This is a genomic window from Kribbella sp. NPDC002412 (genome assembly GCF_053592935.1).
This window is the reverse complement of sequence record NZ_JBSFBL010000003.1, coordinates 194,705-220,938: the sequence shown is the minus strand read 5'-3', so window position 1 is coordinate 220,938 and position 26,234 is coordinate 194,705. Positions and strand designations below refer to the sequence as shown.

Annotated in this window: 27 protein-coding genes and 1 riboswitch; of the genes, 13 read left to right on the top strand and 14 right to left on the bottom strand. The window is 69.0% G+C overall.

Features of this window, described 5'->3' with window-relative positions; translation table 11 throughout:
• Window positions 1-18 precede the first annotated feature (18 nt).
• The 4 genes from ACWCOV_RS04220 to ACWCOV_RS04205 are packed head-to-tail and all read right to left on the bottom strand — an operon-like array spanning window position 19 to window position 5,259.
• Window positions 19-1,440: an FGGY family carbohydrate kinase gene (locus ACWCOV_RS04220; RefSeq protein WP_449827768.1), complete on the bottom strand. Its 1,422-nt coding sequence runs from the start codon at window positions 1,438-1,440 to the stop codon at window positions 19-21.
• Window positions 1,427-2,824: an alpha,alpha-trehalose-phosphate synthase (UDP-forming) gene (locus tag ACWCOV_RS04215; protein WP_449827767.1), complete on the bottom strand. Its 1,398-nt coding sequence runs from the start codon at window positions 2,822-2,824 to the stop codon at window positions 1,427-1,429. The genes ACWCOV_RS04220 and ACWCOV_RS04215 overlap by 14 nt, the downstream gene beginning before the upstream one ends.
• A gap of 6 nt (window positions 2,825-2,830) precedes the next feature.
• Window positions 2,831-3,832 carry a Gfo/Idh/MocA family protein gene (locus ACWCOV_RS04210; RefSeq protein ID WP_449827766.1) on the bottom strand — a complete coding sequence of 334 codons (1,002 nt, stop codon included), beginning with the start codon at window positions 3,830-3,832 and terminating at the stop codon, window positions 2,831-2,833.
• On the bottom strand, window positions 3,823-5,259 hold the full coding sequence (locus ACWCOV_RS04205; protein WP_449827765.1) for an amidase: 1,437 nt from the start codon (window positions 5,257-5,259) through the stop codon (window positions 3,823-3,825). Before ACWCOV_RS04205 ends, ACWCOV_RS04210 begins: the two co-directional genes overlap by 10 nt.
• Before the next feature lie 150 nt (window positions 5,260-5,409).
• Between ACWCOV_RS04205 and ACWCOV_RS04200 the strand changes: the two genes are divergently transcribed.
• The 3 genes from ACWCOV_RS04200 to otsB are packed head-to-tail and all read left to right on the top strand — an operon-like array spanning window position 5,410 to window position 7,208.
• Window positions 5,410-5,751 (top strand): DUF3263 domain-containing protein, encoded by a 342-nt coding sequence (locus tag ACWCOV_RS04200; protein ID WP_449827764.1) that lies wholly within the window; start codon window positions 5,410-5,412, stop codon window positions 5,749-5,751.
• Between the two features lie 3 nt (window positions 5,752-5,754).
• Window positions 5,755-6,378, top strand: coding sequence for a LytR C-terminal domain-containing protein (locus tag ACWCOV_RS04195; protein ID WP_449827763.1), 624 nt, complete (start codon window positions 5,755-5,757; stop codon window positions 6,376-6,378).
• Window positions 6,375-7,208: a trehalose-phosphatase gene (gene otsB / locus ACWCOV_RS04190; protein WP_449827762.1), complete on the top strand. Its 834-nt coding sequence runs from the start codon at window positions 6,375-6,377 to the stop codon at window positions 7,206-7,208. The genes ACWCOV_RS04195 and otsB overlap by 4 nt, the downstream gene beginning before the upstream one ends.
• On the opposite strand, the gene ACWCOV_RS04185 is transcribed toward otsB, so the two are convergent.
• Window positions 7,174-7,641: a hypothetical protein gene (locus tag ACWCOV_RS04185; RefSeq protein WP_449827761.1), complete on the bottom strand. Its 468-nt coding sequence runs from the start codon at window positions 7,639-7,641 to the stop codon at window positions 7,174-7,176. The genes otsB and ACWCOV_RS04185 overlap by 35 nt on opposite strands.
• 45 nt (window positions 7,642-7,686) lie before the next feature.
• Between ACWCOV_RS04185 and ACWCOV_RS04180 the strand changes: the two genes are divergently transcribed.
• The 7 genes from ACWCOV_RS04180 to ACWCOV_RS04150 all read left to right on the top strand — a co-directional run bounded on the left by ACWCOV_RS04180 (window position 7,687) and on the right by ACWCOV_RS04150 (window position 15,553).
• Window positions 7,687-8,640: a DNA-3-methyladenine glycosylase family protein gene (locus ACWCOV_RS04180; RefSeq protein ID WP_449827760.1), complete on the top strand. Its 954-nt coding sequence runs from the start codon at window positions 7,687-7,689 to the stop codon at window positions 8,638-8,640.
• Between the two features lie 27 nt (window positions 8,641-8,667).
• Window positions 8,668-9,897 carry a cation:proton antiporter gene (locus ACWCOV_RS04175; protein ID WP_449827759.1) on the top strand — a complete coding sequence of 410 codons (1,230 nt, stop codon included), beginning with the start codon at window positions 8,668-8,670 and terminating at the stop codon, window positions 9,895-9,897.
• A gap of 157 nt (window positions 9,898-10,054) precedes the next feature.
• Window positions 10,055-11,017: a helix-turn-helix domain-containing protein gene (locus ACWCOV_RS04170; RefSeq protein ID WP_449827758.1), complete on the top strand. Its 963-nt coding sequence runs from the start codon at window positions 10,055-10,057 to the stop codon at window positions 11,015-11,017.
• A 65-nt stretch (window positions 11,018-11,082) separates the two neighbouring features.
• Window positions 11,083-11,222, top strand: a riboswitch (SAM riboswitch).
• 10 nt (window positions 11,223-11,232) lie between these two features.
• The gene (thrC, locus tag ACWCOV_RS04165) at window positions 11,233-12,495 is read left to right on the top strand and encodes a threonine synthase (RefSeq protein ID WP_449827757.1); all 1,263 of its coding nucleotides are present in this window, start codon (window positions 11,233-11,235) and stop codon (window positions 12,493-12,495) included.
• Window positions 12,492-12,767, top strand: coding sequence for a ubiquitin-like small modifier protein 1 (locus tag ACWCOV_RS04160; protein ID WP_360533358.1), 276 nt, complete (start codon window positions 12,492-12,494; stop codon window positions 12,765-12,767). Before thrC ends, ACWCOV_RS04160 begins: the two co-directional genes overlap by 4 nt.
• A gap of 14 nt (window positions 12,768-12,781) precedes the next feature.
• The gene (locus tag ACWCOV_RS04155) at window positions 12,782-13,804 is read left to right on the top strand and encodes a zinc-dependent alcohol dehydrogenase family protein (protein ID WP_449827756.1); all 1,023 of its coding nucleotides are present in this window, start codon (window positions 12,782-12,784) and stop codon (window positions 13,802-13,804) included.
• Between the two features lie 90 nt (window positions 13,805-13,894).
• On the top strand, window positions 13,895-15,553 hold the full coding sequence (locus tag ACWCOV_RS04150) for a caspase family protein (RefSeq protein ID WP_449827755.1): 1,659 nt from the start codon (window positions 13,895-13,897) through the stop codon (window positions 15,551-15,553).
• Window positions 15,554-15,778: 225 nt separating this feature from the next.
• On the opposite strand, the gene ACWCOV_RS04145 is transcribed toward ACWCOV_RS04150, so the two are convergent.
• Entirely contained in the window at window positions 15,779-16,075 is a 297-nt protein-coding gene (locus ACWCOV_RS04145) for an HD domain-containing protein (RefSeq protein WP_449827754.1), read from the bottom strand.
• A gap of 45 nt (window positions 16,076-16,120) precedes the next feature.
• Between ACWCOV_RS04145 and ACWCOV_RS04140 the strand changes: the two genes are divergently transcribed.
• Complete coding sequence (locus ACWCOV_RS04140) at window positions 16,121-16,600, top strand: DddA-like double-stranded DNA deaminase toxin (RefSeq protein ID WP_449827753.1); 480 nt, start codon at window positions 16,121-16,123, stop codon at window positions 16,598-16,600.
• The gene (locus tag ACWCOV_RS04135; protein ID WP_449827752.1) at window positions 16,597-17,040 is read left to right on the top strand and encodes an Imm1 family immunity protein; all 444 of its coding nucleotides are present in this window, start codon (window positions 16,597-16,599) and stop codon (window positions 17,038-17,040) included. Before ACWCOV_RS04140 ends, ACWCOV_RS04135 begins: the two co-directional genes overlap by 4 nt.
• A gap of 116 nt (window positions 17,041-17,156) precedes the next feature.
• Here ACWCOV_RS04135 and ACWCOV_RS04130 read toward each other — a convergent pair whose 3' ends face one another.
• The 5 genes from ACWCOV_RS04130 to ACWCOV_RS04110 form a co-directional block, all read right to left on the bottom strand.
• Entirely contained in the window at window positions 17,157-17,594 is a 438-nt protein-coding gene (locus ACWCOV_RS04130) for a hypothetical protein (protein ID WP_449827751.1), read from the bottom strand.
• A gap of 120 nt (window positions 17,595-17,714) precedes the next feature.
• Window positions 17,715-18,062 carry a hypothetical protein gene (locus ACWCOV_RS04125; protein ID WP_449827750.1) on the bottom strand — a complete coding sequence of 116 codons (348 nt, stop codon included), beginning with the start codon at window positions 18,060-18,062 and terminating at the stop codon, window positions 17,715-17,717.
• A gap of 347 nt (window positions 18,063-18,409) precedes the next feature.
• On the bottom strand, window positions 18,410-19,633 hold the full coding sequence (locus ACWCOV_RS04120; protein WP_449827749.1) for a helix-turn-helix domain-containing protein: 1,224 nt from the start codon (window positions 19,631-19,633) through the stop codon (window positions 18,410-18,412).
• Window positions 19,634-19,681: 48 nt separating this feature from the next.
• Window positions 19,682-20,644 carry a dihydrodipicolinate synthase family protein gene (locus ACWCOV_RS04115; protein ID WP_449827748.1) on the bottom strand — a complete coding sequence of 321 codons (963 nt, stop codon included), beginning with the start codon at window positions 20,642-20,644 and terminating at the stop codon, window positions 19,682-19,684.
• Window positions 20,645-20,652: 8 nt separating this feature from the next.
• Window positions 20,653-21,804 (bottom strand): mandelate racemase/muconate lactonizing enzyme family protein, encoded by a 1,152-nt coding sequence (locus ACWCOV_RS04110; RefSeq protein WP_449827747.1) that lies wholly within the window; start codon window positions 21,802-21,804, stop codon window positions 20,653-20,655.
• Between the two features lie 96 nt (window positions 21,805-21,900).
• Between ACWCOV_RS04110 and ACWCOV_RS04105 the strand changes: the two genes are divergently transcribed.
• Window positions 21,901-22,866, top strand: coding sequence for an LLM class flavin-dependent oxidoreductase (locus ACWCOV_RS04105; protein ID WP_449827746.1), 966 nt, complete (start codon window positions 21,901-21,903; stop codon window positions 22,864-22,866).
• A gap of 44 nt (window positions 22,867-22,910) precedes the next feature.
• Here ACWCOV_RS04105 and ACWCOV_RS04100 read toward each other — a convergent pair whose 3' ends face one another.
• From ACWCOV_RS04100 to ACWCOV_RS04090, 3 genes are all read right to left on the bottom strand, one after another.
• Window positions 22,911-23,783, bottom strand: coding sequence for a carbohydrate ABC transporter permease (locus ACWCOV_RS04100; RefSeq protein WP_449827745.1), 873 nt, complete (start codon window positions 23,781-23,783; stop codon window positions 22,911-22,913).
• A complete protein-coding gene (locus ACWCOV_RS04095; RefSeq protein ID WP_449827744.1) occupies window positions 23,783-24,598 on the bottom strand; it encodes a carbohydrate ABC transporter permease in 816 nt (271 codons plus the stop codon). Before ACWCOV_RS04095 ends, ACWCOV_RS04100 begins: the two co-directional genes overlap by 1 nt.
• Before the next feature lie 296 nt (window positions 24,599-24,894).
• Complete coding sequence (locus tag ACWCOV_RS04090) at window positions 24,895-26,160, bottom strand: ABC transporter substrate-binding protein (RefSeq protein ID WP_449827743.1); 1,266 nt, start codon at window positions 26,158-26,160, stop codon at window positions 24,895-24,897.
• Between the last annotated feature and the right edge of the window lie 74 nt (window positions 26,161-26,234).

Here is a 26,234-nt window from a genome sequence, read left to right as displayed (position 1 = left end):
CCGCAGGCGTAGTACGGCTCAGAGGGCGGAGGCTCGGACGGCCAGTTCGCGGAGGGCTGCGTAGCGTGGGCGCAGGTCGGCCACTCGGGCGACCTCAGCAGCGACTGGCGTCAGGTGCTCGCCACCGGGCGAGGGGGACAGGCCGAGCGCGACCGCGGCCGCGCCCCGGGCGCCGACTTCGGCTTCGGAGCAGACTGTTGCCGGGCGGGCGAAGGTCGCCGTCAGGCAGCGGCGCCACCAGGCCGACGCGTCGATCCCGCCACCGCCCAGGACGACCGAGAGCTCACGGCCGAAAAGTGAGTCCAGCATCCGCAGCCCGAGGTCGATCTCCAGCGACGCACCCTGCAACGACGCCGCCAGCAGGTCCTCACCGCTGTCGTCGAAGGACAGCCCGAAGTACACCCCCGATCCGCTCGGCACGGTCGCCGGCGGCCGAGTCCCCGCCTGGAATGGGATCGCGATCACCCGCGACGACCCGATCTCCACACCGCGAGGCTCCTCGCCCTCCAACTTCAGTACGCCGGTCAGCCAAGCGTGCAGGTTGCCCGCGGCCGAGAACGCCATCCCGGTTACCGCGCGCTCGTCGTCGACCCGATACCGCCACAGCTCCCACGGCAACTCCGGCGCGTCCGCGATCGGATGCACCACGCGTACGGCGGCCGACGTCCCCACCGTCACCGCGGCAGTCGTCTCGTCGTACCCACCCGTCCCGACGTTCGACGCGGCGCCGTCACCCGTCGGGGGATGCACCGGTACGCCGACCAGCCCCGGCCACCGGCGTCCGAACTCCGACGACAACGACCCGGTCCACCCGGACGCGACGATCGGCGGCAACTGGTCGGCCTTGGCGCCGGCGATCTCCAGCGCCTCCTCGTCGTACACGCCTCGAGCGAGGTCGAGCGTCCCGGTCCCGGACGCGATCGACACCGAGGTCACCCGCTCACCGGTGAGCCGCTCCAGGACCAGATCAGGCAGGCCCGCGAACCCAGCCGGCGAGCCTTCGGACAACAGCCAGGGGATCCGGCGCGTCCAGTACAGCCGGTGCAGCCAGGACCCTGTCCGCGCGTGGAAGGCGTGCTCGTCGAACGACGAGCCGAGGTCGAGCTCCACCGACCGCGTGTCCGCCCAGGTGATCACCGGCGTGAGCGGTACACCCTTGTTGTCCAGGGCAACGATGGAGTGCCACTGCGAGGAGAGCACGATCGCGCCGATGTCGTCCAGGTGCCCGTTCTGCTGCAGCTCGTCCAGGCAGCCGAGCAGGCCCTCGACGTACGCGTGCAGGTCCAGCGTGGCCGACCCGCCGGTCGCGTACGTCGGCGAGATCTTGTAGCGCGCCAGCGCACCCGGGACCGGAGCGGCGTCGGCGGCTGACAGCACCAGCGCGCGGGCAGACGACGTACCGAGGTCAAGCGCGAGCACCCGGCCGTCAGTCTTCGTCATGCAGGGCCTTCAGGAAGCTCGCGGCCCAGACGTTCACGTCGTGCGCGGCCAGGTGCTTGCGCATCGCCTTCATCCGGCGGCCGAGCTGGCGGTCGTCGGTGTTCATCGCGTCGACGATGGTGTCCTTCATCCCGTTGATGTCGTGCGGGTTCACCAGGAACGCCTGCCGGAACTCGTCCGCGGCGCCGGCGAACTCGCTCAGCACCAGGGCGCCGGTGTCGTCGTACCGGCAGGCCACGTACTCCTTGGCGACCAGGTTCATGCCGTCCCGCAGCGGTGTCACCACCGCGACGTCCGCGGCCCGGAACAGCGCGGCCATCTCGGTCCGCGAGTACGACGTGTGCAGGTAGTTGATCGCCGGCGTGCCGATCCGGCCGTGCTCGCCGTTGATCCGGCCGACCAGCAGCTCGATCTCGTCCCGCAGCACGCGGTACTGCTCGACCCGCTCCCGCGACGGCGTCGCCACCTGGACGAACACCGCGTCGTCGACCGAGACGCGCTTCTCGTCCAGCAGCTCGCCGAACGCGCGCATCCGCTGCCGGATGCCCTTGGTGTAGTCGAGCCGGTCCACCCCGAGCAGGATGTGGGCCGGGTTGCCGACCTCGCGGCGGATCTCGGCCGCGCGGGCCAGGGTCTCCGGCTTGCGGGCGAGGTCCTCGAGCTCGCCGACGTCGATGGAGATCGGGAACGCCTTGGCCCGCACGATCCGGTCGTCGGGCAGGTGGATCCGGTCGCCGCGGGTGCGCAGGCCCATCCGGTTGCGGGCCAGCCGGGCGAAGTTCGACGCGGCGCCGGGGCGCTGGAAACCGACCAGGTCCGCGCCCATCAGCCCGTCCAGGATCTGCCGCCGCCACGGCATCTGCGCGAACAGCTCGGTCGGCGGGAACGGGATGTGCAGGAAGAAGCCGATCCGTACGTCGGGACGCAGCCGGCGCAGCATCGCCGGGACGAGTTGCAGCTGGTAGTCGTGCACCCACACGTCGGCGTTGTCGTCGGCCGCCTCCGCGGCTGCCTCCGCGAACCGCCGGTTCACCGCGACGTAGGATTCCCACCACTCGCGGTGGAACTCTGGCGCGACGATCACGTCGTGGTACAGCGGCCACAGCGTCGCGTTCGAGAAGCCCTCGTAGTAGAGCCGCACGTCCTCGGCGGACAGCATCACCGGCACCAGGTGCATGCCGTCGTTGTCAAAGGGATCGACCTTCTCGTCGGCGCTGCCTGTCCAGCCGATCCAGGCCCCGTGGTGACCCTGCATCACCGGGGCCAGCGCGGTCACCAGACCGCCTGGGCTGCGGCGCCACGCCGTACTGCCGTCGGGCATCTCGATCCGGTCGACCGGCAGCCGGTTGGCCACCACTACGAAGGAACTGCGTCCGTTCGGCATCTGCTGTTATCCACCCAGGTCTTCGTTGTCACCGGGGTACCTGACCCCGATCTGTCTACGGGTCTCGTCGAGCAGCTCGAGGATCTCGATCGTCGCGGCGTGCGGCAGTGACGGCACCTCGACGAGACCATGACGCAGCGCGCGCATCACGTCGGCCGCCTCATAGTGGTACCCAAGGCCATGCGTCGGGACCTCGATCCGCTCCTCGCCGGCCGCCGTACGGCGCACGTAGTACTCGGGGTGGTGGAAGCGGTGCGGGAGCAACAAACTGCCGTCCTGGCCGCTGATCGCCGCTGTCCACGGGTTCTGCGAGCGCAGGCCGCAGGTCAGGGCGGCGACCGCGCCCGAGTCGTACCGCCAGGCCATCGCCACGTTGAGGTCGACGCCGTTCTCGTTGAGTGAACCGACCGCTTTGATCTCAGCAGGCCGGCCGAGCGCCATGTAGGTGAACGTCATCGGGTAGATGCCGCCGTCCATCAGCGAGCCGCCGCCGAGCGCGGGGTCGAGCAGGCGGGCGGGCAGCGACGGCTTGTGGAAGGCGAAGTCCGCGACCACTTGCTGTGGCTCGCCGATCACGCCGCTCGTGAGGTCCGCGAAGACGGCCTGGATCACGGGGTTGGTCCGCATCCACATCGCCTCGGCGAACAGCGTCTTGTGCTCGGTCGCGACGGTGATCAGGTCGCGCGCCTGCTTGGCGGTCAGCGTGACCGGCTTCTCGCACAGCACCGCGACCCCGGCCTGCAGCGCGGCCCGGGCCACGGCGTAGTGCTGGGGGTGCGGGTTCCCGATGTAGATCACGTCGACGGCGCCGGAGTCGAGCAGCCGGCGGTAGTCGCCGTACGCGTGCTCGATGCCGAACTCGGCGGCGAACCGGTCCGCGCTGTGCTGGGCCCGGGACGCGACCGCGGTCACCACGGCATCGTCGGCAAGTAGCTTCAGATCCCTCGTGAACGACGTGGAGATGTTGCCAGTAGCAACGATGCCCCACCTGACGCGGTCTACACCCACTGTGTGAACTCCGGGGTCGGGAACGGTCCGTCTGCAGTGATTCTCGCGGTTTCGAAGGCGTGAGCCAAGCGAATGAGCGTGGCATCACTCCGGCCGGTGCCGCTGAACGTGATTCCGACCGGCAGCCCGGCGACCAGTCCGGACGGCACCGAGAGCAGCGGATAGCCCGCCAGCGCGGCGTGCGACGACGAGCTGCCGAGCACGTGGTCGCCGTTGACCAGGTCGATGGTCCAGGCGGGGGAGTACGACGGGGTGACGAGGGCGTCGAGCTGGTTGTCGCGGAGCAGGTTGTCGATGCCGTCCCGGCCTGCCCGCAGCGCCGTCAGCCGCGCTGCGACGTAGACCGGGGAGCTCAGGCCCTCGGTCGCCGCCGCCCGCTCGAACAGCTCCTGGCCGAACCACTGCAGCTCGACGTCTGCATGCTCCTTGTTGAACGCGATCAGATCGTCCAGCGTGCGCGGGCCGCCGGGAGCACGGGTGGCCAGGTACGCCGCCAGGTCGACCTTCAGCTCATGGGAGAGCACCTGTAGCTGGTCCTCGTCGCCGCCTGGGCTCGGCAGCGACAGGTGGTCGACCAGAGTGGCGCCGCAGCGGCTGAGGATCCCGAGTGCGTGCTCGGTGACCTCGTCGAGCCCGGTCGAGTAGCCCCACAGCGGCCCTCGCGGTACGCCGATGCGCACGTCGCTGAGGTCAGTGCCGTTGCAGTGCTCGGTGTAGTCGGTGCTGCCGCCGGTCAGCACGGTCAGCAGCGCTGCAGCCTGCTCGACGGTCTTCGTCATCGGTCCGGCGGTGTCCTGCGAGTGCGAGATCGGCACGATGCCCCGCTGCGGGATGAGGCCGACAGTGGGCTTCAGGCCGACGATGCCGTTCAGCGCGGCCGGGCAGACGATCGAGCCGTTGGTCTCGGTGCCGATGGCATAGTCGGCCAGTCCTGCGGCGACCGCTGCGCCCGATCCGCTCGAGGAGCCGCCTGCGGAGCGGTTCAGCGCGTACGGGTTGCGTGTCAGGCCGCCGTACGCGCTCCAGCCGGAGGAGGACGCCGAGCCGCGGAAGTTGGCCCACTCGCTCAGGTTGGTTTTCCCCAGGACGACGCAGCCGGCCTCACGCAGCCGCCGTACCAGCGGGGCGTCCTGCAGCGGTGGCGGCTGGTCGGCCAGCGCCAGCGAGCCGGCTGTGGTCGGCAGGTCAGCGGTGTCGATGTTGTCCTTGACCAGGACCGGTACGCCGTGCAGCGGCCCACGGACCCGCCCGTCGTCACGCTCGGTGTCGAGTCGGGCGGCATGGGTGAGAGCGGCGGGATCAGGGGTGCAGATGGAGTTGACCAGCGGGTCGACCGCACGGCTCCTGGCCTGCAGCTCTTCCACCAGCGCCACCGCACTGAATTCCTTCCCCACCCCACCGCCCCGGTCGCCGAGAGTTGAGCTCACTCCGTCGATCCTGCCAGAGTTGACCGGGTCCGGCTGCCGCGTCAGCGACACGGTGTGTGTCGCCCCCTGCGGTGAATGACATCGCTGTTGTTCAGCACGTACAGTGGAGCGCGGACGGACGATCACCGACCGCACAGGAGTCACCAGCAGATGGACAGCGCCAACGCCAGCTCTCCCGGCCCCGCCGAGGCTGCGTCGACTGACCGGGGCGGTGGGGCGGGGGAGTTGGGCACAGCCGTTGCCGGACTCTCCGAGCGTGACGGCGCGATCCTCGCGTTCGAACGGCACTGGTGGAAGTACGCCGGCGCCAAGGAGCAGGCGATCCGGGACCAGTTCCAGATGTCCGCGACCCGGTACTACCAGGTGCTGAACGCGCTCATCGACCGGCCCGAGGCCCTCGCTCACGACCCGCTGCTGGTGAAACGCCTGCGCCGACTGCGCGCCGCCCGCCAGCGAGCCCGCTCCGCACGCCGCTTGGGTATCGAGGTCTGAGACATGCCTCGCCCGAAGGACGACCGGGGCCAGGTCCTCTCGTCCCTCGTCGCCGTGCTGGCCGTGGTTGCGATCGTGGCCGGGCTGCTGGTGCTGTTCGGCACCCGCGGTAACGACAGCACCGCCGACGACAGCACGAACACACCGTCGCCGAAGCCGTCCGGTGGCCCGTCGACGGTTGGCGCCAGCGTGCCGCGGCCGACGGCGACCCCGACACCTACGCCGGACCCCACGACTGCTCCGCCGTCGAGCGAGCCGACCACTCCGCCCAGCAGCGAACCCAGCACCGAACCGACTACCGCGCCGCCGGCCACGCAGCCGCCCGCGACGCGGGCAACCACCATCCCGCCGGACCAGCGCCCGGCCGTCGAGGTCTACAACAACACCTCGCGCAAGGGCCTGGCCGACTCGGTCGCGGGCCGCGCGCGGCAGGCGGGCTGGATCGTGGCCGGCGCCGACAACTGGCACGGCAAGGTCGCGGGCAGCACCGTGTACTACCCACCGGGCATGCTCGACGCCGCCAACCAGCTCGCCCGCGACCTCGGAGTCGGCCGCACCAAGGGCGCGCTGGACAACATGAAGAAAGACCGCCTCACCGTGATCCTCACCTCGGACTACACCGGATGAGCACGCCGACCATCCAGACCGAGGCGGGACGCGAGGGCTGGGAGGCGATCGTCGCCGATCCGGCCACCGCGGTGATCTCGACCGACTTCGACGGCGTGCTGTCGCCGCTGGTCGAGGACCCGGCCATGTCCCGGCCGGTGGAAGGTTCGCTCGACGCGCTGGCCCGGCTGGCCCGTTCGGTGAACCAGGTGGCGATCGTCACCGGTCGCCCGGCCCTGGTCGCCATCGAGCTGACCGGCGTCACCGGACACCCTGGTCTCGGGCGTCTCGTCGTACTCGGGCACTACGGGCTGGAGCGGTGGGACGCGGCGACTGGGCGGGTGACGAGTGACCCGGTGCCGTCCGGTGTTGCCGAAGCGCGTGACCGGCTGCCTGGGCTGCTGCAGGAGCTGGGGCTCGCCGATGCCTTCGTGGAGGACAAGGAGAGCTCGCTGGCGGTGCACACCCGCCGGATGGCCGATCCGACTGGTGCGTTCGACAGGTTGCGGGCGCCGCTGACCGAGCTGGCCGAGTCGACCGAGCTGCGGCTGGAGCCGGGCAACCTGGTGTTGGAGCTGCGGCCGCCGGGCATCGACAAAGGGGTCGCACTGCGGCGCCTGCTCGAGGACACCGGCGCTCAGTCGATCCTGTACGCCGGTGACGACCTCGGCGACCTGGCGGCGTACCGGGCGATCGAGGAGCAGCGCAAGGCCGGCCTGCGGGCCGTCCTGCTGGCCACGCGGTCGTCCAACGCGACCGAGCTGATCGACGCCGCGGACATCGTGGTGGACGACCCGACCGGTGTGGTGACCGTGCTCACGGCTCTTTCGGACGCGATCGCAGCACGCTGAAGGTCTGCGTCAGGGTCTGGCCGAAGGACTGGATCGGCCGCTCGACGTACCCGCCGTCCTTGAGGCCGGCCAGCCGCTCGAACGGGTTCCGCGACGCCGGGTCGCCGGTGAGGCACCACGAGACGACGACGCCGACGACGTACAGCGGCCACAGCAGCAGCCCGATCAGGCAGAAGTACTGCCAGGAGTGCCGCTCCTCGTGCCGCACCAGCGCCTCGTCGTCGAAGTACGCCCGCTCGTGCTTGCTCAGCACCACGTTCCCGATCGTGAACGCGCCCGCCATCGGGAACTTGATCTTGTACCCGTTCGCGAAGAACAGTCCCCGCGGCCCCCGGCTGAACCTGGCTCGCCCGATCACCCCGACCAGCAGGCCGGCGAGTGTGGACAGATTCAGGAAGTTCCCCACGACCTTCACCCACTGCCACCCAGTCATGCCTCAGTATGCGGTTCTGTCCGTGGCGTGAGTAAGACTTGGCCCGTGAGTTCGGTGGTGCGGGTTTGGCGTCCTGGGCGGGTGGTGGATCCGCACTCGGTGATCGGTGGCCTGCGGAAGGGTCCTGGCGATCCGGCGTACGTCTTCGATCCGGTACGGCGTGCCGTCTGGCGCGCCACGCGGACACCGGAGGGGCCGGTGTTGCTGCGGCTGACGCCGTACGCGTCGACCGGTGAAGTGGAGGCCGAGGCATGGGGTCCGGGCGCCGGGTGGGCCCTGGACGGGGTGCCGGAGCTGCTGGGGGACGCGGACAGCTGGGACGGGTTCGAGCCGTTGCCGGAGCACCGGGCGCTGGTGGACGCGGCGCGGCGGTTCCCGCACGTCCGGGTGCCGCGGACGCGAGCGGTGTTCGAGGCGATGGCCGCGGCCGGGATCGAACAGGTTGTCACCGGCAAGGAAGCGTTCCGGGCCTGGCGGCTGATCCTGCGCGAGTACGGCGAGGCCGCGCCCGGACCGCAGCCGCCGGACGGGCGCGTGATGCTGGTCCCGCCGGCGCCGGAGGAGTGGCGGATGATCCCGTCGTGGCAGTGGTTGCGGGCCGGCGTGGAGAACCGTCGTTCGAGGGTCGTGATCACGGCCGCGACTCGCGCGAAGGCGTTGGAGCGGACGCTGGAACTGACCGACTCCGCGGAGATCGAACGGCGGCTGCGGTCGTTGCCCGGCGTCGGGGTGTGGACGGCTGCTGAGGTGCGGCAGCGGGCGCACGGTGACGCGGATGCGTTCTCGTTCGCGGACTACCACGTGTCCCGCAACGTCTCGTACGCGTTGATCGGTGAGGAGCTCGACGACGACGGCTGTGCGGAGCTCATCGAGCCGTACCGCGGCCACCGCTTCCGGGTGCAGCGTCTGCTCGAGCTGACCGGCGTCGGCCACCCGCGCTACGGGCCTCGCAAGTCCCTGCCGACGCACACCCCGGGTGCGACCCATCGCTTGAGGTAGTCGCCCGCTGGGCACCGGTCCGGCACGATGACGATCGACGGGGACGGGCTGTACCTGGTCGCCGGGCTGGCCCTGCTGCTGGGCGCCGTACTGCCTCGCTTGCTCCGCCGGTACGCCGTGTCCGCGCCGATCGCGTTCCTCGGCGCCGGCCTGTTGCTCGGGCTGGCCGTCGACCGGTCCCGACTCAGTCCGATCGCCGAGCCCGAGCTGACCGAGCACCTGGCCGAGCTGACCGTCATCGTCGCGCTGATGGGTGTCGGCCTGGCGATCGACCGGCCGATCAGCCTGCTCCGATGGAGTGTCACGTGGCGGCTGTTGTTCGTTGCGATGCCGGCTGGTGTGGCTGCGCTGACCGGAGTGGGCTGGCTGCTCGGCCTGGCTCCCGCGACCGCGTTGCTGATCGCCGCCGTACTCGCGCCAACCGATCCGGTGCTCGCGTCGGACGTCCAGGTTGGCGGGCCGACCACCGGTGAGAGCGCCAAGCCGGACGAGGAGGACGAGGTGCGGTTCGCGCTGACGTCCGAGGCCGGGCTGAACGACGGACTGGCGTTCCCGCTGGTCTATCTGGCCGTCTTCGCCGCCACCAAATCGCACTCGGCGTGGGAATGGCTTGGTTGGTACGTCGTGGGCAAGACGGCGATCGGCGTCGCGGTCGGCCTCGGCGCCGGCTGGCTGCTGGGCAAGATGGCGTTCAGCGCGCCTGCCGAGAGCTTCCGGCTCGCGGACTCACGTGAGCCCGTCCTCGCGCTGGCCATGACACTCGGCGTTTACGGGCTGACCGAGGTGCTGCACGGGTACGGGTTCATCGCCGTCTTCATCGCGGCGCTCGCGCTTCGGGCGGCCGAGCGGAGTCACGAGTTCCACTCGGAGCTGCACAACTTCATCGGGGAGCTCGAACACATCCTGACCTGGGGGATCCTGCTCCTGCTCGGCGTCGCGATCACCGGCGGCCTGCTCGAACCGCTCACCCTGGCCGGCGCGGTGATCGGCGTACTGCTGGTGTTCGTCGTCCGTCCGGTCATCGCGTGGCTCTCGCTCGCGCGCTCGGAGCTGAATCGCTCCGAGCGCTGGATGACGGCCGCCTTCGGGGTCCGGGGCGTGACGTCGGTCTACTACCTGGCGGCCGTCGGTGTGCACTTCGCGACCGATCTGCCGTGGTTGTGGGCGACCGTCGGCTTCACCGTCGTGCTGAGCGTCCTTGTTCACGGCGTTGCCGCGACGCCTTTGATGCGTACGCTCGACGGCCGTCGGCGGTGAGCGCCCCGGCGGGCGGCGTGAGCCCGTGGCGGACGGCGGAGGCGGCGTTGATTCCGGCTGCGAACTCCTTCAGAACCTTGAACATGACTCCATCGTCCGAGGATCGAGCCGCCCGCAGAAGTGGCGCTCAGGACCACTATCGCTAAGATTGTGACACATGGGACGACGCACGGTTTCTGTCCTCGCGTACGACGGGATGACGGCCTTCGAGGCCGGGATCGTGATCGAGGTGTTCGGGCTGGCCTGGCCGGACATCGACCAGCCCTGGTACGGGCTGAAGGTCTGCACGGAGACGCCGGACCCGATCCGCGTGCTCGGCGGCGCCACGCTCAGCACTCCGCACGGCCTGGACGACTTCGCCGCCGCGGACACGGTCGTCATCCCGAGCGTCCACGACCCGCGCGGCGAGACGTCGGAGGCGCTGATCGAGGCGTTGCGGACTGCGCATCGGCGCGGCGCCCGGATGGTGTCGATCTGCTCGGGTGCGTTCGCGCTCGCGGCGGCCGGCCTGCTCGACGGCCGCCGGGCCACGACGCACTGGCGGTACGCCGACCTGCTCCGTGAGCGCTACCCGAAGGTCCATGTGGACCCGGAGCCGCTCTACACCGACGAAGGCGACGTACTCACGAGTGCGGGGTGTGCCGCCGGGCTGGACCTGGCCATGCACCTGGTCCGGAAGGACTACGGCGCGGCCGTGGCGAACGCGGTCGCCCGGCGGCTGGTGATCCAGCCGTACCGGGCCGGCGGGCAGGCGCAGTACATCGAGTCCCCGGTGCCGCCCGACCCCGACGACGCCTCGGTCGCGCGGAGCCTCGAGTGGGCGTTGGAGCATCTCGCCGAGCCGATCGGCGTACCGGATCTGGCCAGGCAGGCCGGGCTGTCGTCGCGGACCTACCTGCGGCATTTCGTGAAGGCGACCGGGACGACCCCGGGCAAGTGGCTGATCGCCCAGCGGATCCAGGCGGCTTTGACGATGCTGGAGACTGGTGACGCCCCGGTCGAGGAGATCGCGACCGCGGCCGGCTTCGCGACCCCGGTGACGCTGCGTCATCACTTCGCGAAGCAGCTCCACACGTCGCCCTCGGCGTACCGCCGTACTTTCCGGGCCCGGCACGGTTGAGATCGAGTGTCTCGGATGGTGGGAACCGAAGACACAATATGGACCCGATTGGGTAACCTCGGGGGAGCTCATCCAGAGGGACTGAGGGAAACGGCCCGTTGAAGTCCCGGCAACCCTCCCCGTTGAGGTCCCGTCCGGGACGCTCGCGGTGGAACGGTGCCAAATCCGTCCCGCGCCGAGATCCGGCGACCGGGGAAGATGAGGAGGGAACCTCCATGAGCCTGACCGCCGCCACCCACACCATCCGTGAAGGTGCCTTCGGCAACGGTACGCACCTGAGCTGTCGCGCCTGTGGGGCGAAGTCGCCGCTCGGTCCGTTATACGCCTGTACGGAGTGCTTCGGTCCGCTCGAGGTCGGGTACGAGTACCCCACCATCACCCGTGAGCAGATCGAGGCCGGCCCCAAGAACATCTGGCGCTACCAGCCGCTGCTACCCGTCCCGGTCGACGTGGCCAGCTTCCCGAACACCGAACCCGGCTACACCCGGCTGATCGACGCCGGCAACCTGGCCCGCGAGCTGGGCCTGCGCAGACTGTGGGTGAAGGACGACTCCGGCAACCCGACGCACTCCTTCAAGGACCGTGTCGTCGCCAGCGCCCTGAGCGCCACCCGTGAGCTCGGCATGAAGGTCTTCGCCTGCCCCTCCACCGGCAACCTGGCCAACGCCGTCGCCGCGGCCGCCGCCCGGGCCGGCATCCGCTCGGTCGTGTTCATCCCGCACGACCTCGAGCGCCCCAAGGTCATCACCAGCGCCGTGTACGACGGCACGCTGGTCGCGGTCGAGGGCAACTACGACGACGTGAACAAGCTGGCGTCCGAGATCGCCGGCGAGGAGGAGGGCTGGGCGTTCGTCAACGTCAACGTCCGCCCGTACTACTCCGAGGGCTCCAAGACGCTCGCCTTCGAGATCGCCGAGCAGCTCGGCTGGCGGCTGCCGCAGCAGATCGTCATCCCGGTCGCCTCCGGCTCGCAGCTGACCAAGGTCGACAAGGGCTTCACCGAGCTCGGCAAGCTCGGCCTGGTCGACGCGACCGACTACAAGGTGTACGGCGCCCAGGCCACCGGCTGCTCGCCGGTCGCGCAGGCGTTCCGGGACGGGTACGACGTGGTGAAGCCGGTCAAGCCGGACACCATCGCCAAGTCGCTCGCGATCGGCAACCCGGCCGACGGGCCGTACGTCCTGGACGTGGCCCGCCGTACCGGTGGCGCCATCGAGGACGTCACCGACGAAGAGGTCATCGAGGGCATCCGGCTGCTGGCCCGCACCGAGGGCATCTTCACCGAGACCGCGGGCGGGGTGACGGTCGCGACCCTGAAGAAGCTGGTCGAGACCGGCCAGCTCGACCCCGAGGCCGAGACGGTGATCATCAACTCCGGCGACGGGCTGAAGACGCTCGACGCCGTGGCCGACCGGGTCGGCCCCAAGGTGACCATCCCCGCGTCGTACGACGCCTTCGTGAAGGCAGGCCTGCAGTGAGCGTGAGTGTCCGGGTCCCCACCATCCTGCGCCAGTACACCCAGGGCGCGTCCTCGGTCAGCGCCGAGGGCGCGACGCTCAGCGAGGTGCTCGAGTCCCTCGACACCGCCTACCCGGGCATCAAGGGCCGCGTGCTGGACGACTCCGGCGAGCTGCGCCGCTTCGTCAACGTGTACGTCGACAACGACGACGTACGCTTCGCCGACGGCCTGCAGACCTCGGTCAAGGACGGCGGCGAGATCTCGATCATCCCCGCCGTCGCGGGCGGCTAAGGCACCATTGCGGGATGCGCGCTGTCCTAGTCGAGCAGTACGGCGTCCTGCCCACTGTCGCCGAGGTGGCGGCCCCTGAGCCGGAGCCCGGTGGTGTCGTCCTGAAGGTCGAGGCCACCGGGTTGTGCCGCAGCGACTGGCACGGCTGGATGGGGCACGACGCGGACATCGTCCTGCCCCACGTCCCTGGGCACGAACTGGCCGGAACGATCGCCGCCATCGGTCCCGGGGTCGACGGCTGGCAGGTCGGCGACCGCGTCACCACGCCGTTCATCTGCGCGTGCGGCACGTGCGAACAGTGCCTCTCCGGAAACCAGCAGGTCTGCCCCAACCAGCTCCAGCCCGGCTTCAACTACTGGGGCTCCTTCGCCACGCACGTCGCCGTACCGTTCGCCGCGGTCAACTTGGTGCGCCTGCCCGACGATCTCGACTTCGACACCGCGGCCGGCTTGGGTTGTCGTTTCGCGACCTCCTTCCGCGCTGTTCGTCAGGTCGGCCGGGTCGCCGCGGACGAGAACGTGGTGATCTTCGGCTGCGGCGGCGTCGGGTTGTCCGCGGTCATGATCGCGGCCGCCCTCGGCGCGCGCGTGATCGCCGTCGACAAGAACCCCGACGCTCTGACGCTGGCCCGCGCGTACGGCGCTGCCGACACCGTCCTGGCATCTGCCGACACTGTGTCCCACCTCCGCGACCTCACCGGCGGCGGCGCCCACGTCACGATGGACGCTCTCGGCTCGAACTCCATCGTCCAGCAAGCCCTCCTCACCTTGCGCCCCCGCGGCCGCCACCTCCAGGTCGGCCTCCTCCCCTCCGGCGTCCAACTCGACGTAGGCCGCCTGATCGGCCAGGAACTCGAATGGCTGGGCAGTCACGGCATGCCCGCCCACGCCTACCCCGAAATGCTGACCCTAGTTGCCAACGGCAACCTCAATCCGGCCGCGCTGATCACCCGAACCATCACCCTGGAAGAAACCCCCACCGCCCTGGCCGCCCTGACCAACAACACCCCCGCCGGCATAACCATCATCAGACCTTGACCCACGCGCGCTACGCGGTCGCTCCTCCGTCGCGCCCGCCTACCAGGTCTGCCTCTTCACACTTGGGTGGGCCGACGCCACACTGATTTCATGGCGGGTGGTTCCTGGTTGGAGTCGGCTCGCGGGGGCCGCAGCGCGTTGATCGTGGCGAGCAACGCATACCAAGATCCGGGGCTCAGTGAGTTGCGGGCTCCGGCGGCGGATGCCGACGCCCTGGCAGCCGTACTAAGCGACCCACAGATCGGCGGGTTCGAGGTCCGGACTCTGCTGAACGAGCCGGCGCACCTGGTCAACGAGGCTGTCGAGGAGTTCCTGACCGACCGCTCTCCGGACGACCTGTTGCTGTTGCACTTCTCCTGCCACGGCATCAAGGACCGCGACGGTGAGCTGTACTTCGCGATGGCGAACACCCGGCTCCGGCTGCTGGGCGCGACCGCGGTCGCCGCCGATTTCGTCAACCGGCGGATGACGCAGAGCCGGTCGCGTCGCATCGTGTTGTTCCTCGACTGCTGCTACGCCGGCGCCTTCGATCGGGGCATGCGGGCCCGCGCGACCAAGGTCATGGATCTGCAGGAGCGGTTCAGCGGGCGCGGCCGGGCAGTGCTCACGGCGTCGGGGGCTGTCGAGTACGCCTTCGAGGGCGGTGAACTGACCGAGTCCGGTGATCCGGCTCCCTCGGTGTTCACGACTGCGATGGTGCGTGGTCTGACAACGGGGCAGGCCGATCGGGACCAGGACGGGTACGTCGACCTGGACGAGCTGTACGACTACATCTACGACGCGGTGCGCGAGGTGACCCCGCATCAGACTCCTGGCAAGTGGACCTTCGGCGTCCAGGGCGACCTCGTCATCGCCCGGCGCAGAACACCGGTCTCCGAACCAGCTGCGCTGCCGCCTGAGCTGGTGCTTTCCATCGACAGTCCACTGGCCGGCGTGCGAGCCGGAGCGGTGGACGAGCTGGCCAGGCTGCTGTCGAGCCGCCACCAGGGCCTCGCGCTTGCCGCGCGGCGGGCGCTGGAAGGCTTGGCCGACGACGACAGCCGCACCGTCGCGGCCGCCGCCACCGCCGCCCTCGCCGGGTCCGCTCAGATCGCCACCGAGACCCCCGCCGCCCCGACATCACCGGCTAAACCAACCGGACCGTCCGATGTAACCGGGCCGGCCGTACCAGCTGGACCAATCGAGTCAGCCGGAGCTGGATCGACCGGCAACGAGCAGGCGGACGCCGCATCGGGCGCTGCCGCATCGATCGGTGCATCCGGACGGGCGTCGAAGGCAACAGCACCGGGTGACGCCACACCGCCGGGGCGGCTGCCGCAGTGGTGGCCGGCGAGGTGGCGAGGACGGCGGCTGATCGTCGCGCTGGCAGCCGTGGTCTTGGTCGTCGGAGGCTTGGTCGCCTGGCAGGTGATCGATCGGGTCTCGACTTCGATCCCGGACTCGTTCGACGGCCAGTGGCAGGGTTCAAACGCCGGCGGACAGGTACTCACAGCGACGCTCGACAAGGGCCACCAGGTGGGCAACCTGGCGTCCGGCGCCAACGGCTGTTACAACGGCGCGCTCGCCGTCAGCGAGGCCACTGACTCCCGCCTGACGATGCGCTTCACCCCTGTGGACCCGGCCAGGTGCAACCAGTGGACAGCGGTCTTCACCCACCTGTCCGGAGGCGGCCTGGGCATGACGGTTGACCCCGACAACAACCTCTACCACGAAACCGACTTCGTGATCCGAATGACCCGACAGGGTTGAGTCGCCGGTACGGGTGATGCTCGACCGACCAGCCAACCGCCTGAAGCTGCGGGCTGAAAGGCCGACGCTTCTCAGCCATGAACAAATCCTCTCGATCAAGAGCACTTGTCCGAGCACGTCGTTACGTCTCAGCGCGCGTTTCTGCGGCAAACGCAGCGCACGTCAGTTGATCGAGCCGTTCTGACGCGAGTTGGAGGGATCGTGGTCGACGTGGGGAAGTGTTGATCAGCGGTCGCGCCACGCGAGCGGGGATGTTTGGAGTGCCGCTTCGGCGAGGCGGCGGCCGAAGGCGGTTTGGATTCGGGCGCGGGAGGACTCGATCCAGCCGCCGACCCGCTTGTAGCCGGCTTCGCCGTACTCGACCGCTTGCAGGAGGCACTCGAGGCGGTCGGCGTCCTTGGCGCAGCGGGCCTCGATCGTTTCGGCGGCCTCGTACTCGCTGACTTGAGTCGCAACCCACAAGCCCAGTTGGCTGCGACGCAGCTGGACGAAGCCGCCCGGCGCTGTGAGGAAGCGGCGCACTATCTCTCGCTCGCGCGGCCCAAGGCTCGCGGCTGGGTCGAGCAGATGGTCAGCGGCGCGCGGACACCGGAAGGCGGATCGCCTGATCAGTCAGGAGTCGATCGGGTTCGGCGTATTGCGCCGGACACTGTGGAAGGGATTCTGCAGCGTCTGCCTGTGCGTGACGAGAGCAAGGCGACGCCAGACAAGACCCGTGGCCTGTGGATCGACAGCGATGGGAACGAGGAGGAACTCGTCAGTGGGTACGACCGCTACTCTGCGGACGCCGATGAGTACGTCACTCGCGAGAAGCTCGTGCCGCCACCCCATAGCCTGCGTATCGCCTCGCACGTTGAGATCAAGTTCGCCATGATGATGCGCGAACGTGGCTTGACCAACGAGACGATCGTGATCAACAACCGGCCTTGCCGACGACCGTGGGGCTGCAACGTCCTGCTCCCGTACTTCCTGCCGAAGGGGACAAGCTTGACGGTCTACGACCAAGACGGATTCGGCAAAACCTATCGCGGAAGAGGCAAACCATGACCTACAGCGCCGAGGCGTACTTCCGGGACGACGAACCCACGATCCTCACGTCCGCTGCGGAGATCGACGAACTCATCGACACTTTGCTGAGCGCGGGACCGCAGTACTCGGTTGCCGCGCTCGCCATCCGGGAACGTCCGAGGTCCGAGCTTGGTCTGCCTGACCACGAGTTCGAGCTTGCCGTCAACGCCGACGGCAAGAGCGGTGGCCTGCGGTATGCCGGTCGCCGAGGTGAGGAATCCGGCGTCTGGTACGCCGTCGGCGAGCAGAGCGGTCACGAACCTTTGATGTACGGCCACGCCGGCAACGAGACCCCGTTTCCATCCGACTCAGAACTTCCGCTCGACGTGGTGCGAGCCGCAGCCAAAGAATTCTTGGCCATCGGCGGGGACCGGCCATCGTCGGTTGCGTGGCGGGAGTGGCCGCAAGACATTCGGTAGATCTCCAGGCCGCACATGATGCCGCGGGCAGAGGACGCGTCGCCAGGTCGAGCCGATCCTGGCAGCTCGACGGGTGTCATGCCCGAGTTTGGCTCGTGCGGATCCAGGCGAGGGTCTTACGGGCACTTGTCGGTGGTGAACTCGCTCAGCGGGGTCACGTGGTACTTCAGGGGAATGGCGTCGTACGGCGGGGTGGCGTCGGCGGGTGGAGACTTGTGGCGGACTTGGCCGGGCTTGACGGTCTTGAGGTCGCTCAGGGTGAACTCGGTGCCGCGGCCGGACCACTCGTGTCGGCTGCCCCAGGCCTGGATCAAGTACTTGCCGTCAGGACGCAAGGCTGGTGGTTTTCCCTGGACCTGCCAGCCGTTCCCACCGGTCCGGATGGCGATCTGCACCACGGACTTGTCCGGGCGCGGGTTCACGTACATCACCACTGGCGTGGGTGGGGTTTCGTCCGTTCGCGGCAGCGTCCGGTCGTAGAACTCGAGCTGGGCGATGTCACCGTCGCAGTTCCGCAGCACGATCAGCGGTGTGCCCGCGTCATCGACCGACATGCCGACCACGCCACGCGATGCCCGCGGTCCGCAAGCGGTCAGGAGGCTCGCAGCGCAGACCACCACGGCGGTGAGAAGTATCGATCTGCGCGTGCTTTGCACCTGTAGCTCTGCTTCCTGTCAGGGGGACGGGACAACGCTGGCCGGAGTACGTCGGTGGCAGTGGGCGCGCAGCCCGTCCCAGATCGTCCGGGCGATCACGACATTCCCAATCGCGGCGAGTGTCCACAGCAAGACGAGGAATGGCACTAGTTCGTTGTCAGCGACCGGGTCGACAATGCGCAGCAGGATCAGTGGTGTCGATGCGAGATAGCTGACATAGGGGACCGCCAGTCCGAGTGGCGCGGTGCCGAGCCACAGGAAGCTGATGAGGTCGAAATCTACGAGGTAGACGTAGGTGGCGAACATCAGCACGGCAAGCACGTAGATGACGCCGCCGATGCGCCAACGCCTGCTCATCCCCGTCACGAACCGATTATCGAGAACTGGTTGTCGGGCGTTACCTCATTTACGCCTCCACCACACCACGCAGTCCGCGATAGCTTGCCGGAATCCACTGACGGGTGCGAACACTCGATCGCTGTGACGCCGGTTCTCTCGCGGACGGGCGGTCGGTTGGTAGTGATGGCGCGCGACGCAGGAGCGCGCAGAGGGCGGGCGATAGCTCGCGAAGGGCGGGCGTTAGCACGCAGACGGGCGGCGGTAGCCGGCCAGGGATGCACCGGCGATGAGCCGGGGGGGGGGGCGGGTGGGAGCGGGCGTAGCTGCTGCGACGGAGGAGCGGCTGCGTAGCACGCGTGGGCTGGACCCAGTGGTTACAAGCGGATCAGGTAGACGGTTGGGGGGCGGCCGGTTCGGCCGTGTTGTTGGCTGCCTATGGGGTCGGCGAGGCCGGCGCGTTCGAGGCGTTTGAGGACTCGGCGGGCGGTGCGGAGCTGGACGGCGAGGTGGTCGGCGACGTCTTGGGTGGTGAGGCCGTCGGGGAGGGTGGCGACCAGTTCGCGCATGCGGGCGAGGGTTTGGGTGTTGAGGCCTACCCGGCGGGCGAGGAGGGGGAGGCTTTCGGGGCCGCGGGCGGTGGCGGGTTGGTCGCCGGTGGGTTCGATGACGATCTCCACGTCGTCGGACATGGAGACGACGCCGGCGACGGTGCCGATGGAGGCGGCGCGGCTGACTGCGCGGCGGGCGAGTGCTTCGGCTTCGGCCGCCGTACGGCCGACTCCGAAGCCGACGTACGCCGTGCTGTGCCTGGACGCGAGGTGGTCGAGCAGGGGCATGCGGGTGAACTGTTCGGTGGCCTGCTCGAGGACGCCGCGGGTGGTGACGACGAGGTGGCGGCCGTCGGGGAGGGCGGCGAGGCTGGCGCCGAGGGTGATCAGGTCGGCCGCGAGGTTGTCGTCGGGTTCGGGCAGGTTGATGATGCCGAGGGCGACCTGGGCATCGCCGACGTGCTGGCCGGTGGTGGTCAGAACCAGGGCTTGCAAGGTCGAGCGGATCGAGTACCGCGACGGCGCGAGGCGGACGGACGGCATCTCGTTCTCGATCAGGTGGAATGCGGAGCCGAGACAGCTGATCGCGACCTTGGTGTCGTGCTTCTCGCGTGCGGTGCGGTGGAACGCGACGATGTCGTCCGAGGTGAGGCCGGGGCGGTACGGGAGCACCTGGATCTGGTCGGTCGGCAGCTTCGCCTCGATCAGCGTCTCCATCACCTCGCTGCGCCGCAGGGTGTCGATGGAGAACTGGGTGACGTTGTGGCCGAGCCGGAGCAGCTCGACCAAGGCGCGCAGCAGGGTGGCGCCGTCGTACGAGACGTACATCGCCGGGCGGTCGATGACGCCGGCCTCGGTGGCGATCGTGTACGGGACGACGCCGGTGAACAGGATCGCGTCGACCTTCTGGTGGGACTGCTCGACCACCTCGACCGCTTCGGTCTCGTGGTGGTACGGCAGCGGGACCAGGGTCGCGCCGCTCGGCGGACCGACCGCGATGACGCGCTGGACCAGGTCCTCCGGGCCGATGACTCCGACCGTGAGGGCCATCAGGCCACCGCTGGGTTGATCTGCACGACACTCCTTATGGTCGGGCCCTTAACTCGCAGGATAGTGGCTGAGCTCCTCGAGGCAGCGGATCACGACGTCCCGCTCGGCGGCGGGCAGGTCCGGACCGTACGGGTCGTGGGCGGCGTCCTCGGGGATCAGGCCCTCCCACGCCGCGGCCCAGTGCATCCGCTGCACGTAGCCCTCGATCGGCGCGTAGAAGGTCGCGGCAGCGAAGCGGTCCAGTCGGTCAGAGGCAGCCAGGAAGCCGGAGTGGTCGCCTGACGTCCAGTTGCGCAGTACGGCGGCCGACAACTCGACCTGTGCCGCCGCGATGCCCACCAGCGCGGTGTCGGCGCCCCACATGAACGACGGGCCGTACATCCGGTCCTCACCGGTGATCAGCAGCTTGCCGGTGTCCCGACCGGCCCAGATGGCGTCCTGACAGCCGATGGCTCGGTCCAGCGTGGCTGTCTTGACGCCGAGCATGGCGTCCAGGCTCAGCAGGTCGCGGATGAGCTCCGGCGGGTACGGATACCCGCCGGCCTCGCCATGCAGGTAGAAGCCGACCAGCGGCAGCCCGCTCTCGGCGGCCACGCGCTCATGCAGTGCAACAGCCTGTGCGTGGCCGTCCGCCAACTCGCCAAGGGCTGCCAGCGGGTAGACCATCACTGCGTCGGCTCCGCCCGCGGCAGCCTGCAGTGCCATCGCCACAGTCGCGTCAGCAGCCTCCTGGAGCGTCTGTGCGGCGACAGAACGCGGTACGCCGACCCCTGCAACGATCGGCACGTCTGTCGCCTCTCGCCACGTCTCCAGGACCTTGGAGCGGTCCGCAGCTGACAGGTAGAGCCCACGGCCGGTGTGAGCCCACACAGCGACCCCGCCGATGGGCTCTGTCGCCATCCGGCCGGCGTAGGCGGTCAGAGCGTCGTACGCGATGGCACCGTCGGTGTCCATCGGGGTGACGACGGCAGGGAGCAGCGTGCCGCGGAGTTGCTCGACGAGTGGATGCATCTGACCTCTCAGACGTCGTGGCCGAGGCCGGGGCGCGTTGGTACGTCGATCCAGCCGTCACAGTCGGCGAACACAGTCGGAGCCAGCGGGTCCTCGTGCACCATCAGCGGCCCGACCAGGTCCGCCGCGACGGTCGCACCGGGCACGGCGGCGGCCAGGTGGACGGCGGCCAGCGTGGCCACGCCCAGCTCAGGCATCGAGCCTACCTTCACCGCCAGGCCCGCGGCCTCGGCTACGTTGGCGATCTGCAGGGCTCTGTGCAGCCCACCGACCTTGAGGATCTTGATGTTCAGTACGTCGGCCGCACCGCGCCGGGCGATCTCCAGAGCGTCCTGCAGCGAGTGCATGCTCTCGTCGACCATCAGGCGTACGTCGAGCCGGTCACGCAACCGGACGAGTCCCGCCAGGTCCCACCGGGGCAGCGGCTGCTCCAGCAGGGTCAGGCCGGCCTCGGCCATCCTGGCCAGGTACGGCAGTGCGGTCGATGCGTCGTACCCCTCGTTGGCGTCCAGGCACAGCTCGGCGTCCGCGGGGATAGCCGCGCGGACCGCGCGTACCAGTTCGAGGTCCTTGGCCGGGTCGTGGCCGCCCTTGACCTTGAGGTGCCGGAAGCCCCTGTCGGCGTACTCGGCGGCCTCTGCCGCCATCTCATCGAGGGTGCCGAGCCCGACGACCCACGTGGTCTGCACGCGGTCCCTGATGCTGCCGCCGAGCAGGGCATGCACGGGCCAGCCGCTCAGCCGGCCGGCCAGGTCGTACAGGGCGATGTCGAGGCCGGACTTGGCCACGTGCTGGCCGCGGAGAACGGAGTCCATCACCAGGTGGGCTCCGGCACGGTCCAGCGGGTCACGGCCGATCAGGGCCGGGGCTAGGTGCTCCTCGATCGCGGCCTGGACGCCGGCCAGCGTCTCACCGGTGTACGCCGTCATCGGCGACGTCTCACCGATGCCGACGGCGCCGTCGGCGGTGTGCACCTCGACCACGAGGCTGATCAGCTCGGTGCTGATCCCGCTGCTGATCTGGAACGGACGCCGGTACGTCGCACTGACCACGCGGGTCTTGATCGCGCTGATCGGCCCGGACGCGGTGACCGGCGCCGGCGTGATCGGCACGGCCCCGGTTTCGGCCGGCAACCCGACCGGATGCGGTACGACACTCAAATCCGGCTCCTCAGGGTCGCATTCTGGCGAGAAAGGACTTACGGTCAAGACCGTAAATACCGCGAGCGCTCTCTGTCAACGGAAGGTGGCACCCTGATGCGCCTGGGTCTCTATCTGAACCTCTACGGCACCCCGGACGAGCGGCCGCGACTCGAGGACGCCGTCGAGCAGGCACGGCTGGCCGAGCAGGCCGGGTTCGAGTGGATCGTGCTCGGCGAACGGCACCTGCACCGGCCCGGGTACCACGAGATCCTCACCACACTCGCGTACCTGGCCGGCAAGACCGACCGCATCGGCCTGGCCACCTCGGGCATCGTGGCGCCGCTCTACGACCCCGTCGTACTGGCCGAGACGCTGGCGCATGTCGACGTACTGTCCGGTGGGCGGCTGACGGCCGGCTTCGTGCTCGGGTACCGGCCGGAGGAGTTCGCGCTGTACGGCGTGACGCAGGCCGAGCGGGTCGCGCGGTTCGAGGAGTGCTTGACGATCCTGACTCGGTTGTGGACCGAGGACGAGGTGACGTACGACGGGAAGTTCACGTCGATCAGTGAGGCGTTCCTGTCGCCGCGACCGGTGCAGAGCCCGCGGCCGCGACTGTGGAACGGTGGACGGGTTTCCGCCGTACTGGAGCGGACCGCGCGGATGTGTGACGGGTGGACCACGTCGTTCAACGAGCTCGACTCGGATCTGCCGGGGAAGATCGCCGAGTATCAGTCGTATCCGGCTGGTGAGGGGTCGTTGGGGCGTGAGGTGATCTTGTGCCGGGAAGGCTTCTGCGCGGGAACGTCGCAGGAGGCGCGGGGGGTGCTGGAGGAGCCGCTGCGGGATCTGTACGACGCTTACACCGGGTGGAAGCGGACTTCGGCGGACGCTAGTCGTTATGCGCAGGGGTGGGACGACATTGCTGCTCGGAGCGTGATCGGGTCGCCTGCTGAGTGTGCGGAGCGGTTGGCGCACTACGAGGAGATGGGTGCCGACGGCATCATCTTGCGCATCCAGCCGCCCGGGTTGTCCCAGGCGGACACGCTCCGGTCGATCGAAGCCTTCGGGGGATTGCTCTAACCCAACGGAGTCTCACCCACGCGTAGCACGCGTGGGTGAGACTCCTAAGCCTTCAACCCGGACATGGCGATGCTGTCGGTCAGATAGCGTTGGAGTAGGCCGAAGACCAGCAGGCTGGGGACTACCGTGATGGTGGCGCCGGCCATGATGTGGTTGATGGGGACTGCTTGGGTTTGCAGGGTTGCCAGGCCGACCGTCAGGGTCTGCATCTCTGCGGACTGGCCGATGACCAGCGGCCACAGGAAGTCGTTCCAGTGCCAGAGGAAGACGAAGATGCCCAGGGTGGCCAGCGCGGGGCGGATCAGCGGGAGCACGATCTGGGTGAAGATTCGCCACTCGGGAGCGCCGTCGATCTCGGCTGCCTCGAAGAGTTCGTCCGGCAACTGGCTGATGAACTGGCGGAGCAGGAACACGGCCTGGGAGTTCGCCAGCGTGGGCACTATGAGTCCCCAGTAGCTGTCCACCCAGTCGAGTCTCGAGACCAGGATGTACGACGGGATCAGGGTCGCCTGGAACGGGACCATCAGCGTGGCCAGGAAGGCCCAGAACATGATCTCGCGGCCAGGGAAGCGCTTCTTCGCGAACGCGTAGCCGGCCATCGCCGCGAACAGCAGCACGAAGACCACCGACACCAGCGAGTACAGCAGGGAGTTGACCGTCCAGCGCGGGATGTCGGAGCTGGACAGGACCCGGGTGAAGTTGTCGAAGGTGAAGCGGGTCGGGTCGAGCGCGTCGGGGAAGGTGCGGCCGCTCGGTGGGGCGAACGCGACCAGCACCATCGCGGCGAACGGCACGATGGTGACGATCGCGGTCAGGGTCAGCAAGGTCGGCAGGGTGAGCCGCGCCACCGGGCGCTTGTCCGCCTTGGGTGGCGGGGTGGTGTCCCCGGCGCGTGGTCGTTCCAGCAGGTTCACCATCAGTCGTCCCTCCCGACCAGCCGTCGCTGCACGAGCGAGACGATGAGCACGATCGCGAACAGCACCAGGCCGATCGCGCTGGCGTAGCCGAAGTCGAAGTACTTGAAACCGCTGTCGTACAGGAAGTACACGAGCGAGTAGCTGGCCCGGACCGGGCCGCCGCCGGTCATCACGTACATGGCGTCGAAGACCTGGAACGCGCCGATCGTCTCGATCACCAGTACGAAGAACAGCACCGGCCGCAGTTGCGGCAGCGTGATGTGACGGAAGCGCTGCCAGGTGCCGGCGCCGTCGATCATCGCGGCTTCCAGGTACGAGCGGGGCACTGCCTGCAAGCCTGCGAGCAGGATCAGCATCGAGTAGCCGAAGCCCTTCCAGGCCGAGGTGACCGCGATCGACGGCAGCACCAGGTTGGACTCGGCGAGGAAGTCGATCGGGCCGATCGACACCAGCCCGAGGAGCGCGTTGAGCAGGCCGTCCTGGGCGTCGTAGATCCACTTCCAGATCACCGCGGCGAGCACGATGCTGGTCACGTACGGCAGGAAGAAAACGCCGCGGAAGAAGCCGCGGCCCCAGACCACCTGGTGCAGGAGTACGGCGGTGCCGAGGGACAGCAGCACGGTCAGCGGGACGAAGATCACCGTGTAGGTGAGGGTGACGAGCAGGGCCTGGTGGAACAGGGTGTCCTGGAACAGCCGGGTGTAGTTGTCCAGGGCAATGAACGACCAGCGGCCGCTGAGCCGGTAGTCGGTGAGCGAGAGCAAGCCCGCGCCGACGACCGGCAAGAACCGGAACGCCAAGAACAACACCAGCATGGGTGCCACGAACAGCAAACCCACCCACGGTCGCCTGATGGACCCCCGCCGCCCCGCGGGCGACGTGGCACGACGAAAGACGGAGCGACCACTCCGCCCGGAGCTGCTGGAGCCGGGCTCTGTGGTGGGAACAGGGCCCGAGTCCGTGCCGTGCCCGGCGCTGGCGATCGAGTCAGTGGCCGGGGCCGGGCCGGAGCCCGGGCTCGTGGGGGAGCCCGGGTCCGAGGTCGGAGGTGTGCGGTCGGCCACGGGGTCCGTTTCGCCCGTGGTCTTGGGTTGGGTTTGGCGGGCTTCGGTCAACGCTGTCTCTTCAGGAGCTCGTTGGCCGCCTTGGCGGCGTCGTCGAGGGCCTGTTGCGGGGCCTTCTTGCCGGTGAGCACGGCCTGGATCTCCACGCTCAGCAGCGACATGATCTGGCGGGCGGCCGCGTTCGGCTCACCGGGGAAGGCGTACTGCAACTGGTCGGCGAACTTCTGCGCCACCGGGTCCGTGGTCTCCGACTTCGCGTCGGTGCGCGGGGTGAAGAAGCCCGACGCCTTGCTGAGCGCCTGAACCTGGGCGGGCTGGATCATGAACGACAGGAACTTCTTCGCCGCGTCCACGTTCTCCGAGGCCGCGTTCACCGCGAGCCCGCCCGGCAGGCCGAAGCCGACCTGCTTCTGACCGGTCAGCGGCGTGCCGATGACCACGTTGGCGGCCCCCCAGGTCGCCGCCACCGTCTTGGCGTCGGCCGGCGTGCTGGTGAAGGCCATCGCCACCTGACCCTTGCCGAGCGGCTGGTCGGCAACCACGTTGCCGTTGGTCAGCGCGCTCTTGGGGATCGCGCCCTCGTCGTACAGGCCCTTCAAGAAGGTCAGGGCCTCCAGGCCGGGTGCCTCGTTGAAGGCGACGGACTTGCCGTCGTCGTTGAACACCTTGCCCCCGGCCTGCCACAGCAGCGGGTAGAAGTTCAGGTTCAGCGACGCCTCCGGGGAGGCGGAGTAGTCCATCGTCGAGAAGCCGGCCGCCTTGATCTTCGGCGCCGCGGCCTTGATCTCGTCCCAGGTCTCCGGCGGCTTGCTGACCCCCGCCTTGTCCAGGATCGTCTTGTTGAACATCGTCGTGGTGACGGTGTGATAGATCGGCGCGGCGTACACCTTGCCGTCCACCGTCAGGCCGGGGATCGCGGCCGGCAGGAACTTGTCCTTCTCCGGCTCGACCACGTCGTCGACCGGCTCGAACGAGCCGTTCTTCACGTACTGCGGCAACTGGTCCGGGATCTGCAGTACGACGTCCGGACCCTTCTTGCCCGCGAACGCGGCGGCGATCTTCTCGTCCCGCTGCGCCCACGGCTGCGACTCGATCTTCAGGTCGATGTCGGAGTTCGCGGCCTCGAAGTCCTTCTCGACCTTCTGCCAGTACGCGTCGCTGGTCGCCTGGTCGGCGATCACCGGATACATCCAGAGCGTGACGCTCTTCTTCTCCCCCGAGCCCGAGTCGCCGTCGCCCCCGCAGGAACTGAGAGCGGCGGCCAGCACGAGCGCCGTGAGTGGTGCCGCGATGCGGCGGACGCTGGAATTCATCGCACCCCCTGGGTGTCCGGAAAGTCAGGGCCGGAAAGCAGTGGACCTAATAACGGTCAGGACCGAAAGTAGCC

Excerpts from the sequence above, each read along its gene's own strand:
- ACWCOV_RS04220 (WP_449827768.1), bottom strand. The coding sequence starts at position 1,440 with ATGACGAAGACTGACGGCCGGGTGCTCGCGCTTGACCTCGGTACGTCG.
- ACWCOV_RS04215 (WP_449827767.1), bottom strand. The coding sequence starts at position 2,824 with ATGCCGAACGGACGCAGTTCCTTCGTAGTGGTGGCCAACCGGCTGCCG.
- ACWCOV_RS04200 (WP_449827764.1), top strand. The coding sequence starts at position 5,410 with ATGGACAGCGCCAACGCCAGCTCTCCCGGCCCCGCCGAGGCTGCGTCG.
- ACWCOV_RS04195 (WP_449827763.1), top strand. The coding sequence starts at position 5,755 with ATGCCTCGCCCGAAGGACGACCGGGGCCAGGTCCTCTCGTCCCTCGTC.
- otsB (WP_449827762.1), top strand. The coding sequence starts at position 6,375 with ATGAGCACGCCGACCATCCAGACCGAGGCGGGACGCGAGGGCTGGGAG.
- ACWCOV_RS04185 (WP_449827761.1), bottom strand. The coding sequence starts at position 7,641 with ATGACTGGGTGGCAGTGGGTGAAGGTCGTGGGGAACTTCCTGAATCTG.
- ACWCOV_RS04175 (WP_449827759.1), top strand. The coding sequence starts at position 8,668 with ATGACGATCGACGGGGACGGGCTGTACCTGGTCGCCGGGCTGGCCCTG.
- ACWCOV_RS04170 (WP_449827758.1), top strand. The coding sequence starts at position 10,055 with ATGGGACGACGCACGGTTTCTGTCCTCGCGTACGACGGGATGACGGCC.
- thrC (WP_449827757.1), top strand. The coding sequence starts at position 11,233 with ATGAGCCTGACCGCCGCCACCCACACCATCCGTGAAGGTGCCTTCGGC.
- ACWCOV_RS04155 (WP_449827756.1), top strand. The coding sequence starts at position 12,782 with ATGCGCGCTGTCCTAGTCGAGCAGTACGGCGTCCTGCCCACTGTCGCC.
- ACWCOV_RS04150 (WP_449827755.1), top strand. The coding sequence starts at position 13,895 with ATGGCGGGTGGTTCCTGGTTGGAGTCGGCTCGCGGGGGCCGCAGCGCG.
- ACWCOV_RS04140 (WP_449827753.1), top strand. The coding sequence starts at position 16,121 with ATGGTCAGCGGCGCGCGGACACCGGAAGGCGGATCGCCTGATCAGTCA.
- ACWCOV_RS04135 (WP_449827752.1), top strand. The coding sequence starts at position 16,597 with ATGACCTACAGCGCCGAGGCGTACTTCCGGGACGACGAACCCACGATC.
- ACWCOV_RS04130 (WP_449827751.1), bottom strand. The coding sequence starts at position 17,594 with ATGTCGGTCGATGACGCGGGCACACCGCTGATCGTGCTGCGGAACTGC.
- ACWCOV_RS04120 (WP_449827749.1), bottom strand. The coding sequence starts at position 19,633 with ATGGCCCTCACGGTCGGAGTCATCGGCCCGGAGGACCTGGTCCAGCGC.
- ACWCOV_RS04115 (WP_449827748.1), bottom strand. The coding sequence starts at position 20,644 with ATGCATCCACTCGTCGAGCAACTCCGCGGCACGCTGCTCCCTGCCGTC.
- ACWCOV_RS04105 (WP_449827746.1), top strand. The coding sequence starts at position 21,901 with ATGCGCCTGGGTCTCTATCTGAACCTCTACGGCACCCCGGACGAGCGG.
- ACWCOV_RS04100 (WP_449827745.1), bottom strand. The coding sequence starts at position 23,783 with ATGGTGAACCTGCTGGAACGACCACGCGCCGGGGACACCACCCCGCCA.
- ACWCOV_RS04095 (WP_449827744.1), bottom strand. The coding sequence starts at position 24,598 with ATGCTGGTGTTGTTCTTGGCGTTCCGGTTCTTGCCGGTCGTCGGCGCG.
- ACWCOV_RS04090 (WP_449827743.1), bottom strand. The coding sequence starts at position 26,160 with ATGAATTCCAGCGTCCGCCGCATCGCGGCACCACTCACGGCGCTCGTG.